This is a genomic window from Actinoplanes palleronii (genome assembly GCF_016862315.1).
In the GTDB taxonomy this organism is placed as follows: domain Bacteria; phylum Actinomycetota; class Actinomycetes; order Mycobacteriales; family Micromonosporaceae; genus Actinoplanes; species Actinoplanes palleronii.
In genome coordinates this window covers 95,553-106,897 of sequence record NZ_BOMS01000031.1, presented here as the reverse complement: position 1 = coordinate 106,897, position 11,345 = coordinate 95,553, and the positions used below count along the sequence as shown (strand labels likewise).

Below are 11,345 nucleotides of genomic sequence, written 5' to 3'. Positions count from 1 at the left end.
AGCCGCTGCCACATCCTTGCACCCAGAGGCCACCAAAACGAACTCCAGCGAACACCTTCGATGTAACTCAGCGCGCCATCGGCCAACTATCCTTAAAATCGGCCAACTAGAACGAAAAGTTGCACCCCAGGAACCAGCCAGGGCCTGGTGCCTGAAAGTTTTTATGCATAGGCTGGCGGCGTGAATGACGGAGTGGTCAGGACGGCGGAACGGGTGCTCGACCTGTTTCAGGGGGCACGCCTCACTCCGACTCAGCGGCGGATCGCGCACTGCCTGGTCGAGCACGCCGCGAAGGCGGCCTACCTGTCCGCGGCCGAGGTGGCCGAGCTGGCCGGGGTGAGCCAGCCGTCGGTGACCCGGTTCGCCATGGCTCTGGGCTACTCCGGTTATCCGGCGCTGCGCCGCGAGCTGCGCGCGCTCTCCTCGGACGCGCCGAGCGAGCCGGCCGGGCAGAACACGATCCAGCGTGCGGTGCTGGCCGAGACCGAGCACCTGCGGCGGCTCGCCGACGACCTGCACCGGCTCGACGACGTCCGTGCCGCCGCGGCGCTGCTCGCCGCCAGCCGGCCGCTGCCGGTGCTGGGCCTGCGGGCCGCCGCGCCGCTCGCCGGGTACTTCGGGTACTTCGCCAGCAAGGTCTTCCCGGACGTGCGGGTGCTGGACACCGGCGGTACCGGGCTACAGGACCGGCTGGATCAGGCCCGCGCCGCGGGCGCCGGTGCGATGCTGGCGATCGTGCTGCCGCGTTACCCCCGCGAGTCGGTCGAGGCGGTCCGCGAGGCCAAGGCCGCCGGCTTCGCCGTGGTCGCGATCACCGACTCGGCGGTCAGCCCGATCGCCGACACGGCCGACGTGGTGCTGCCCGCCGCGGTCGGCACCCAGCTCGTGTTCGACCTGCACACCGGGCCGATGGCGATGGCCATGGTGCTGCTCGAGGCGATGTGCGACGCCGCACCCGAGGCGGTGCAGAGCCGTCTCGAGGAGTTCGAGGCGTCCGCCACCCGCCGGAACGTCTTCGTGGTTTAGGACCTGCAGAGGGAGATGACGACGATGGAGATCCGTGCCCCGCGCGGTTCCGCGTACACCGCAATGGGCTGGCCGCAAGAAGCTGCCAAGCGCATGTTGATGAACAACCTCGACCCGGAGGTGGCCGAAAGGCCAGAAGATCTTGTGGTGTACGGCGGGACCGGCCGCGCGGCCCGGAACTGGCCCTCCTTCCACGCCATCGTCCGTGAGCTCGACTTGCTCTCCGACGACGAGACGCTGCTGGTGCAATCGGGCAAGCCGGTCGGGGTGCTGCGCACGCACGAGTGGGCGCCGCGCGTGCTGATCGCCAACTCGAACCTGGTCGGCGACTGGGCGACCTGGCCGGAGTTCCGCCGGCTGGAGCAGCTCGGGCTGACCATGTACGGACAGATGACCGCCGGCTCGTGGATCTACATCGGCACCCAGGGCATCCTGCAGGGCACCTACGAGACGTTCGCCGCGGTGGCCGCCAAGCGGTTCGGCGGCGACCTGGCCGGCACCGTCACGCTGACCGGCGGCTGCGGCGGCATGGGCGGCGCGCAGCCGCTCGCGGTGACCATGAACGGCGGGGTCTGCCTGGTCGTCGACGTGGACCGCACCCGCCTGCAGCGCCGGGTCGACAACCGGTACCTCGACGTGATCGCGGACTCCCTGGACGACGCCCTGGTGCGGGCCGGGCAGGCCAAGACGGCGCGGGCGGCCCTCTCCATCGGCGTGGTCGGCAACGCCGCCGAGGTCTTCCCCGAGCTGCTCCGCCGCGGCGCCGAGATCGACATCGTGACCGACCAGACCAGCGCGCACGACCCGCTCAGCTACGTGCCGATCGGGGTGGAGGCCGCGGACGCGCTGGAATACGCGCGGACCAAGCCCGAGGAGTTCACCGAGCGGGCCCGGACCAGCATGGCCACCCAGGTCGAGGCGATGGTCGGCTTCCTGGACGCCGGCGCCGAGGTCTTCGACTACGGCAACTCGATCCGCGGTGAGGCCCAGCTCGCCGGGTACGCGCGGGCGTTCGACTTCCCGGGTTTCGTGCCGGCCTACATCCGGCCGCTGTTCGCCGAGGGCAAGGGGCCGTTCCGCTGGGCCGCGCTCTCCGGCGACCCGGCCGACATCGCCGCCACCGACCGGGCCGTGCTCGACCTGTTCCCGGAGAACGAGCCCCTGGCCCGCTGGATCAAGCTGGCCGGCGAGCGGGTCGCCTTCCAGGGGCTGCCGGCCCGGATCTGCTGGCTGGGGTACGGCGAGCGGGACAAGGCCGGCGTCAAGTTCAACGACATGGTCGCGCGCGGCGAGGTGTCCGCACCGCTGGTGATCGGCCGGGACCACCTGGACTCCGGGTCGGTGGCCTCGCCGTACCGGGAGACCGAGTCGATGCTGGACGGGTCGGACGCGATCGCCGACTGGCCGCTGCTGAACGCGCTGGTCAACACGGCGTCCGGGGCGAGCTGGGTCTCGATCCACCACGGTGGCGGGGTGGGCATCGGCCGCAGCATCCACGCCGGCCAGGTGTGCGTCGCCGACGGGACGGCCCTGGCGGGTCAGAAGATCGAGCGGGTGCTGACCAACGACCCGGCGATGGGTGTGCTGCGGCACGTGGACGCCGGGTACGAGTCGGAAGCCGCGCCCGGCGTGCAGATCCCGATGCGCGATGAGTGACTTCGCCGCCCTCTGGGCCGAGATCGCCGAGATCGGCCGGGCGTCGAGCGGCGGCTACCTGCGGTACGCCCTGACGCCGCCCGAGCTGACCCTGCGCGACTGGTTCCGCGGCCAGGCGCAGCGGCGCGGGATGACCGTGACCGAGGACGGCAACGGGAACCTGTTCGCCTGGTGCGACGAGCCGTGGGCGCCGGGGACGGTGCTGACCGGCTCGCACTTCGACTCGGTCCCGCACGGCGGGGGTTACGACGGGCCGCTGGGCATCGTCAGCGCTTTTCTGGCGGTCGACCAAGTGAAAAAGGGCGCCAAGATCGCCATCGGGGCGTTCGTGGAGGAGGAGGGCGGCCGGTTCGGCGTACCCTGCCTGGGTTCTCGCCTGCTCACCGGCATGATCACGCCGGAGAAGGCGGCCGCGCTGACCGACCGGGACGGGGTCACGTTCGGCGAGGCGCTCGGGTCCCTGCCGACCGGCAAGTCAGCGCCGATCGAGAACCTCGCTGCGTTTGTGGAGCTGCACATCGAGCAGGGCCGCGCGCTCGAGGTCCCGGTCGGGGTCGGTAGCGCGATCTGGCCGCACGGCCGGTGGCGGATGGAGTTCACCGGCACCGGCGACCACGCCGGCACCACCCGGATGACCGACCGGCACGACCCGATGCTGACCTTCGCGCACACCGTGCTCTCCGCGAACCAGGAGGCCCGGCTGACCGGGGCGCACGCCACCATGGGCCGGGTCGAGGCCGAACCGAACGCCACGAACGCGATCCCGTCGCTGGTCCGCGGCTGGCTGGACGCCCGGGCCGCGGACACCGCGACGCTCGACCGGCTGCTCGAATCGGTGCTCAAGCGGGCCAACGAGCGGGCCGGCGTGGACGGCACCGAGCTCTCGGTCGTCGCCGAGTCGGTCACCGCCGAGGTGGCCTTCGACACCGAGCTGGCCCGGCGGCTGTCCGTGCTGCTCGGTGACGCGCCGATCCTGCCGACCGGTGCCGGGCACGACGCCGGGGTGCTCTCCGCGCACCTGCCGACCGCGATGCTCTTCGTCCGCAACCCGACCGGGGTGTCGCACGCGCCGGCCGAGAGCGCCTCGGACGAGGACTGTGCGGCCGGGGTCGAGGCGTTGGCGCAAGTGCTGGAGTCGTTGACGTGACCACCTACCTGGCCGAATACGCTTGGGTCGGCGGGACCGTTGCGCAAGATGTCCAGATAGAAGTCACTGATGGCCGATTTTCCGCGGTAAAACCGGGTACTACGGGCATCAGACTCCCCGGCCTCGTTCTGCCCGGGCTCGCCAACGCGCACTCGCACGCCTTCCACCGGGCCCTGCGCGGCCGCACCCACGGCGACCGTGGCAGCTTCTGGACCTGGCGTGAGCTGATGTACCAGGTCGCCGGCCGGCTCGACCCGGACAGCTACTTCACCCTGGCCAAGGCGGTCTACGGCGAGATGGCCCTGGCCGGGATCACCTGCGTCGGCGAGTTCCACTACCTGCACCACGGACCGGACGGCACCCCGTACGCCGACCCGAACGCGATGGGTCACGCCCTGACCGCGGCGGCCGCCGAGGCCGGCATCCGGATCACCCTGCTCGACACGGTCTACCTGACCTCGAGCGTCGACGGGAAGCCCCTGGAGGGTGTGCAGCGCCGGTTCGGCGACGGTGACTACGACGGCTGGTACGAGCGGTTCAGCGCCCTGCGCGGCGGCGCCGGAACGCGGATCGGGGCGGCGCTGCACTCGGTACGCGCGGTGCCAGTGGACGGGATGGCGACGTTCGCGCAGCGCACCGACGGGCTGCCGGTGCACGTGCACCTCTCCGAGCAGCCGGCCGAGAACGAGCAGTGCCAGGCCGTGCACGGCTGCTCCCCCACCGAGCTGCTCGACCGGATGGGCGTCTGGCAGCCGATGACCACCGCGGTGCACGCCACCCACCTGTCCGACAACGATCGCGCCCTGCTGGCGGGGCGGTACGTCTGCCTCTGCCCGACCACCGAGCGGGACCTGGCCGACGGGATCGGGCCGGCCCGGGCGCTGGCCGACGCGGGCGCGTTCCTCACCCTGGGCAGCGACAGCCACGCGGTGATCGACCTGTTCGAGGAGGCCCGCGCCGTGGAGCTGGACGAGCGGCTGTCCACCCGGCAGCGCGGGCACTTCGGCGCGGGTGAGCTGCTGGCCGCGGCCACCCGTACCGGGCACGCGTCGCTGGGCTGGGCCGACGCTGGGGAGATCGCGGTGGGGCAGCGCGCCGACCTGGTCGCGGTGTCACTGTCCAGCGCGCGGACGGCCGGGGTCGACCCGGCCGGGATGATCTTCGCGGCGACGGCGGCCGACGTGACCGACGTGATCGTGGACGGCCGGGTGATCGTGGCCGGGGGGCGGCACCTGACCATGGACGTACCCCGGGATCTGACCTCGACGATCGCGGCGGTGCTGGCATGAGCTTGTTGATCACCAACATCGGCGAGCTGTTCACCAACGGCACCCGTCACCTGACCCGCGACGCCGCGGTGGTGCTGGACGGCGAACGGATCGCCTGGGTCGGCGCGGCCACCGAGGCGCCGGACGCCGACGAGCGGATCGACGCGGGCGGCGCCGCGGTGCTGCCCGGCTTCGTGGACAGCCACGCGCACCTGATGTTCGCCGGGGACCGCGCGCCGGAGTTCGCCGCGCGGATGGCCGGCGAGCCGTACACCGGGGGCGGGATCCGGACCACGGTCGGCGCCACTCGCTCCGCGAGCGACCAGGAACTCCGCGACAATGCGGGTCGCCTGGTGCGCGAGGCGCTACGGCAGGGCACCACCACCATCGAGATCAAATCCGGGTACGGCCTGAACGTCACGGACGAGGCCCGCTCACTGCGGATCGCGTCGGAGTTCACCAGCGAGACCACGTTCCTCGGTGCACACGTCGTGCCGGCCGAGTACCAGGGCCGCGCGGACGAGTACGTCGGGCTGATCTGCGGGCCGATGCTGGCGGCTGCCGCCCCGTACGCAAAATGGGTTGATGTCTTCGTCGAGCGCGGCGCCTTCGACGAAGATCAGGCGCGGAACATCCTGGAGTGCGGCAAGGCGATGGGCCTAGGCCTGCGGCTGCACGGCAACCAGCTCGGGCCGGGCCCGGGCGTCCAGCTGGCCGTCGAGATGGACGCGGCAAGCGTGGACCACTGCACGCACCTCAGCGACGCGGACGTCGACGCGCTGGCCTCGGTGACCGTCGCCTGCATGTGCCATGAAGGCTGGAGCCGGACCGTGGCCACGCTGCTGCCCGGCGCGGAATTCTCCACCCGGTCGCCCTATCCGGACGCCCGGCGGCTGCTCGACGCCGGGGTGTCGCTCGCGCTCGCCACCGACTGCAACCCCGGATCGTCATACACCTCGTCGATGGCGTTCTGCATCGCGCTGGCCGTCCGGGAGATGCGGATGACGCCGGCCGAGGCGGTCCGGGCCGCGACCGCGGGCGGGGCCCAGTCGCTGCGCCGCGACGACATCGGCGTGATCCAGGTCGGCGCCCGGGCGGATCTGTTGATCCTGGACGCGCCGTCACACCTGCACCTGGCCTACCGGCCGGGCGTGCCGCTGATCCGCACCGTGATCAGCGGCGGCCGGGTCGCTTTCCCCACCGCTATCAACCGCATGCACGACGGAGTGCCCTTATGACCGTTATCGTTCAGCCCACTGGGATCGAACCCGCCGACGTGCTCGCCGTGGCACGCCACGACGCCAAGGTCGAACTCTCCCCCGCCGCCATCGAGGCGATGGCGACCAGCCGCGCCATCGTGGACGGCATCGAGGCCTCCGGCCGCCCGGTCTACGGCGTGTCCACCGGCTTCGGCGCGCTCGCCAACACCTCGATCGCTCCGGAACGCCGCGCCGAGCTGCAGCACGCGCTGATCCGCTCGCACGCCGCCGGGATCGGGGCGCCGATGCCCCGCGAGGTGGTCCGGGCGATGATGCTGCTGCGGGTGCGGTCGCTGGCGATGGGCCGCTCCGGTGTCCGGCCGGTGCTCGCACAGGGCCTGGTCGACCTGCTCAACCACGGCATCACCCCGTGGGTGCCGGAGCACGGCTCGCTGGGCGCCTCCGGTGACCTGGCCCCGCTCGCGCACTGCGCGATCGTGCTGCTCGGCGAGGGCTGGGTGGTCGGCAAGGACGGCGGCCGGGCCTCCGCCGCCGAGGCGCTGCACACCGCCGGGCTGCGCCCGCTGGAGCTGGCCGCCAAGGAGGGCCTCGCGCTGATCAACGGCACCGACGGCATGCTCGGGATGCTGCTGCTGTCGATCGCTGACGCGGCGCACCTGTTCGCCATGGCGGACGTGACCGCGGCGCTGGCCACCGAGGCGATGCTCGGCTCGGAACGGCCGTTCCTGCCCGAACTGCACGCGATCCGGCCGCACCCGGGGCAGGCCGCCTCGGCCGCCAACATCCACCGGCTGCTGCAGGGCTCCGCGATCATGGATTCGCACCGGGATGACCTGGCACACGCGGTGCAGGATGCCTATTCGATCCGCTGCGCGCCCCAGGTCGCCGGTGCGGCACGGGACACCCTCGATTTTGTACGGGTGACAGCCGGCCGCGAGCTGATCTCCGTCGTCGACAACCCGGTGGTGCTGCCGGACGGCCGCGTCGAGTCGACCGGCAACTTCCACGGCGCGCCCCTTGGTTTCGCCGCCGACTTCCTGGCCATCGCGGCCGCCGAGGTCGGCGCGATCTCCGAACGCCGGGTGGACCGGCTGCTGGACGTGACCCGCAGCCGTGACCTGCCCCCGTTCCTCTCCCCGGACGCCGGCGTGAACTCGGGCCTGATGATCGCCCAGTACACCGCGGCCGGGATCGTCGCCGAGAACCGCCGCTTGGCGTCCCCCGCGTCGGTCGACTCGCTGCCGACCAGCGGCATGCAGGAGGACCACGTCTCGATGGGCTGGGCGGCCACCAAGAAGCTCCGCACTGTCCTGGACAACCTGACGAGCCTGCTGGCCGTGGAGTTGCTCTCCGCGGTCCGGGGCCTCCAGCTGCGCGCGCCGATCACTCCGTCACCGGCCGGGCGGGCCGCGGTGGAGGCGGTGGAGCCGTTCGCGGGCAAGCCCGGGCCGGACATCTTCCTGGCCCCGGTCCTGGAGCAGACCCGCACGGTCCTGGCCGGTCCGGCGCTCCGCGCCACCATCGAGGCAGCCATCGGCGCGCCGCTCTGATCCGCTTTCCCTCTCTCCCTTTTTCCGGGCCCGGCGCCCAGCCTTAGGTCCGGGCCTCGGGCCGGGGCCTCGGGCCGGTCAGGGTAGGCAGCTTGCTCCCCGCCCTACCCGGCGGGACCGGGGCTCGTCGCCGTGATCAGCCAGCAGCCGGCCGGTAGTCGGTAGCCGGCACCGGCCGTGCGGAACCGTTCGAGCAGCCGTGCCGTGCCGGCCCGGGCAGCTGCCTGGGCCGGCGGATCTGCAGCCCGGTAGGCCGCACCTGCGGGACCGATCTCGATCAGCCAGGCGGCGACCGCTGCGGGATCGTCCGGCGCCTCGAGCGTGACGTCCTGCGCGACGACCGCGACGTCGGTGAAGCCCGCTGCGGTGAGCAAGCCGGTCACCTTTGCCGGGTCGGCGAAGGCGAACGGCCCCGGCTCGTCCCCGATCGGCAACGGTGGCATCGCGCCCAGCGACGGCGCCGCGCCGAGCATGGCCGCCGGCAGCCACGGATTCACCCCGCCGTCGCGGAACACCGTCGCGGCCAGCCGTCCGCCCGCGCGCAACGACCGCCGGATCGTGGCCAGCCCGGCAACCGGATCCGCGAAGAGCATCAACGCCATCCGGGAGTGCACGGCGTCGAACGGCGCACCGGGCACTCGATCCAGGGTCTCCACGTCGCCGGCCAGGAACCGCAGGCCCGGCCCGGTGAACCGGGCCCGCGCCGCCGCCACCATCGCCGCGGCGATGTCGAGGCCCACCGCGCTGCCCGACGGCGCGACCGCCCCGGCGAGCTCGGCGGTGGTGCCGCCACACCCACAGCCGACGTCCAGCACCCGTTCCCCGGGCCGCACCCGCAGCCAGTCCAGTGCCGCGGCACCCAGCGGCCGGCCGATCTCGTCCTGCCAGTCGGCATGGGTGATCCAGCCGGGCGCCGCCTGCTCCCAGAAGACCGCGTTGCGGGCACGCAGCGCGGACGCGTCCACCATCAGAACGGCATTTCGGCACCGTCGACGCTGGCCGACCGGAACGTGGCGGCCTTGGTCGGGTCGAAGCCACCCTCCTGAGCGGCAAGGCCCGCGGCACGGACCAGACGCTCCGACTGGAACCGCCGGAACGCCGCCTCGTCCGCCCAGACGTTGATGATCCGCCAGCCCTGCTCCGAGGGACCGGCGACGTGGGCCAGCAGGCCCGGCGGACGGTCCGGGCCGAGGTGCTTCTCGACCTGCCGATACTCCTGCTCGGTGACTCCGGGCATGTCCTGAACGACGCCGAACGGCATATCGACCACCTATGGCTTTAGTGAATAGAGTGAAGCTCTATCCAATATTGCACTACGCTGCACCGGTGGCTGTCAACCGCCGATATGTGTCGCCGAGGCGTCAGGAACAGGCGCGGCAGACCCGGCGAGCGATCCTCGACGCCGCTGCCAAGCTGTTCGTCGACCCCGGTTATGCCGCGACCCCGCTCACCGCCGTCGCCGCCGAGGCCGACGTCGCGGTCCAGACGGTGTACGCGGTCTTCGGCAGCAAACGCCAGCTGCTCTCCGACCTGGTCGACGTCACCCTGGTCGGCGACGACGAGCAGGTGGCGATGCCGGACCGGTCGTTCGTCGGCGACATTCGCGCGCTGACCGGCCTGCGCCCGAAGCTCGCCCGCTACGCCCGGCACCTCGCCGAGGTGCACGCCCGGCAGGCTCGCGTGATGGTGGCGCTGGCCGGCGCCGCCACCGCCGACGCCGACGCCGCGGCGATCTGGCGCAAGAATCTCGAGGAACGCCGCCAGGGCATGCTGATGTTCGCCGCGGACCTGACCGAGACCGGCGAGATCCGCATCAGCCAGGATCAGGCCGCCGACGTGCTGTGGCTGGCACAGGACATCCGCAACTACGACTGGCTCATCACCCAGCGAGGCTGGTCAGCCCCCCAGTTCGAACAGTGGTTCGTCACCACCGTCACCGCCTCCCTGACCACACCCTCCGATTGACAGCCCCGCTGCGACGTCAGGACCGGGGCAAAGTCAAACCCGCCCACGAGCCTTGCGGAACGGCTCGTGGGCGGGTCAGGAAAAGATCTAGCGGGGCAGTTCCTTGGAGATGACCTTGGCCAGCTCGCGGAATGCCTTGCCGCGGTGGCTGATCGCGTCCTTCTCGGCCGGGCTCAGCTCCGCGTTGGTGCGGTCCTGGCCGTCGCCGATGAAAATCGGGTCGTAGCCGAAGCCGCCTTCGCCGCGCCGGGCACGCAGCAGCCGGCCGGTCTGGCGGCCCTCGACCAGGTGTTCCCGGCCGTTCGGCAGCACCAGCGCGGCCGCGCAGACGAACGCTCCGCCGCGGTGCTCGTCGCCGACGTCGCCGATCTGGGCCAGCACCAGGTCCAGGTTGGCCGCGTCGTCGCCGTGGCCGCCGGACCAGCGGGCGCTGAACACGCCGGGCATGCCGTTGAGCGCGTTCACCGCCAGGCCGGAGTCGTCGGCGACGGTCGGCAGACCGGTCCGCTTGGCGCCTTCCCTGGCCTTGATCAGCGCGTTCTCGCCGAAGGTGAGGCCGGTCTCCGGCACGTCCGGGTAGTCCGGGAAGTCACCCAGGCCGATCAGCTCGATCTGGCTCAGGCCGAGCGCGTTGTCGAGGATGCGCTGCAGCTCGACGAGCTTCTTCTTGTTACCGGTGGCAAGGAGGAGCCGGGCGCTCACGCTGTACACCCGGGCATGCTCTCCTGGCCCTCGCCTGCGAGGCCGTGGGCCGGTGCGGCGTGGTGCCGCTCGGTGCAGTCGATCATGCCGCTAGCGCCTTCTGCTGCGCGACAGCCAGCTCGGCACAGCCGCGGACGCCCAGGTCGAGCATCTCGTCCAGCTGGGCGCGGCGGAACACGCCGTTCTCACCGGTGCCCTGGACCTCGACGAAGTCTCCGGCTCCGGTGCACACCACGTTCATGTCGACCTCGGCCGCGACGTCCTCCTCGTACGGAAGATCCAATCGGGCCTCGCCGTCGATGATCCCGACGCTGATCGCCTGGATGGAGGTGTGCAACACCTTGTCGATCTTGCCGGCCAGCGCCTTGCGCCCGGCCAGCCAGGTCACCGCGTCGTGCAGGGCGACGTAGGCCCCGGTGATCGCGGCGGTCCGGGTGCCGCCGTCGGCCTGCAGCACGTCGCAGTCCAGGACGATCGAGTTCTCGCCGAGCGCCTTGAGGTCGATGCAGGCCCGCAGGCTGCGGCCGATCAGGCGGGAGATCTCCTGGGTACGTCCGCCGACCTTGCCCTTGACGCTCTCCCGGTCACCACGGGTGTTCGTGGCGCGCGGCAGCATCGCGTACTCCGCGGTGAGCCAGCCCAGGCCGGAGCCTTTGCGCCAGCGGGGCACCCCCTCGGTGACGCTGGCGGTGCACAGCACACGGGTGTTGCCGAACTCCACCAGCACCGAACCTTCGGGGTGGATGCTCCAATGCCGGGTCAGGGTCACCGGTCGCAGCTGGTCGGCCGCTCGGCCGTCGGGTCGCGCCAT

11 protein-coding genes are annotated in these 11,345 nt (G+C 71.9%); 7 read left to right on the top strand and 4 right to left on the bottom strand.

Features of this window, described 5'->3' with window-relative positions:
- Positions 1 to 180 precede the first annotated feature (180 nt).
- From Apa02nite_RS11880 to hutH, 6 genes are read left to right on the top strand one after another with little or no spacing between them, the layout of a single operon-like run.
- Complete coding sequence (locus Apa02nite_RS11880) at positions 181 to 1,026, top strand: MurR/RpiR family transcriptional regulator (protein ID WP_067700805.1); 846 nt, start codon at positions 181 to 183, stop codon at positions 1,024 to 1,026.
- Positions 1,027 to 1,041: 15 nt separating this feature from the next.
- A complete protein-coding gene (gene hutU, locus Apa02nite_RS11875) occupies positions 1,042 to 2,682 on the top strand; it encodes a urocanate hydratase (protein WP_373872909.1) in 1,641 nt (546 codons plus the stop codon).
- A complete protein-coding gene (locus tag Apa02nite_RS11870) occupies positions 2,675 to 3,829 on the top strand; it encodes an allantoate amidohydrolase (RefSeq protein WP_203825090.1) in 1,155 nt (384 codons plus the stop codon). Before hutU ends, Apa02nite_RS11870 begins: the two co-directional genes overlap by 8 nt.
- Positions 3,826 to 5,118 carry a formimidoylglutamate deiminase gene (locus Apa02nite_RS11865; protein ID WP_203825089.1) on the top strand — a complete coding sequence of 431 codons (1,293 nt, stop codon included), beginning with the start codon at positions 3,826 to 3,828 and terminating at the stop codon, positions 5,116 to 5,118. Before Apa02nite_RS11870 ends, Apa02nite_RS11865 begins: the two co-directional genes overlap by 4 nt.
- Positions 5,115 to 6,335 carry an imidazolonepropionase gene (gene hutI / locus Apa02nite_RS11860; protein WP_203825088.1) on the top strand — a complete coding sequence of 407 codons (1,221 nt, stop codon included), beginning with the start codon at positions 5,115 to 5,117 and terminating at the stop codon, positions 6,333 to 6,335. Before Apa02nite_RS11865 ends, hutI begins: the two co-directional genes overlap by 4 nt.
- Positions 6,332 to 7,867, top strand: a complete 1,536-nt coding sequence (hutH, locus tag Apa02nite_RS11855; RefSeq protein WP_203825087.1) for a histidine ammonia-lyase — start codon at positions 6,332 to 6,334, stop codon at positions 7,865 to 7,867. The genes hutI and hutH overlap by 4 nt, the downstream gene beginning before the upstream one ends.
- A gap of 104 nt (positions 7,868 to 7,971) precedes the next feature.
- On the opposite strand, the gene Apa02nite_RS11850 is transcribed toward hutH, so the two are convergent.
- Entirely contained in the window at positions 7,972 to 8,835 is an 864-nt protein-coding gene (locus Apa02nite_RS11850; protein ID WP_203825086.1) for a class I SAM-dependent methyltransferase, read from the bottom strand.
- Positions 8,835 to 9,128 (bottom strand): hypothetical protein, encoded by a 294-nt coding sequence (locus Apa02nite_RS11845; protein WP_067700781.1) that lies wholly within the window; start codon positions 9,126 to 9,128, stop codon positions 8,835 to 8,837. The genes Apa02nite_RS11850 and Apa02nite_RS11845 overlap by 1 nt, the downstream gene beginning before the upstream one ends.
- 65 nt (positions 9,129 to 9,193) lie before the next feature.
- Here Apa02nite_RS11845 and Apa02nite_RS11840 point away from each other — a divergent pair, with 65 nt between their 5' ends.
- Positions 9,194 to 9,832 carry a TetR/AcrR family transcriptional regulator gene (locus Apa02nite_RS11840; protein ID WP_239164261.1) on the top strand — a complete coding sequence of 213 codons (639 nt, stop codon included), beginning with the start codon at positions 9,194 to 9,196 and terminating at the stop codon, positions 9,830 to 9,832.
- A gap of 87 nt (positions 9,833 to 9,919) precedes the next feature.
- Here Apa02nite_RS11840 and rdgB read toward each other — a convergent pair whose 3' ends face one another.
- Positions 9,920 to 10,534, bottom strand: coding sequence for an RdgB/HAM1 family non-canonical purine NTP pyrophosphatase (rdgB, locus tag Apa02nite_RS11835; protein WP_067700772.1), 615 nt, complete (start codon positions 10,532 to 10,534; stop codon positions 9,920 to 9,922).
- A gap of 82 nt (positions 10,535 to 10,616) precedes the next feature.
- On the bottom strand, positions 10,617 to 11,345 hold the full coding sequence (rph, locus tag Apa02nite_RS11830) for a ribonuclease PH (protein WP_067700769.1): 729 nt from the start codon (positions 11,343 to 11,345) through the stop codon (positions 10,617 to 10,619).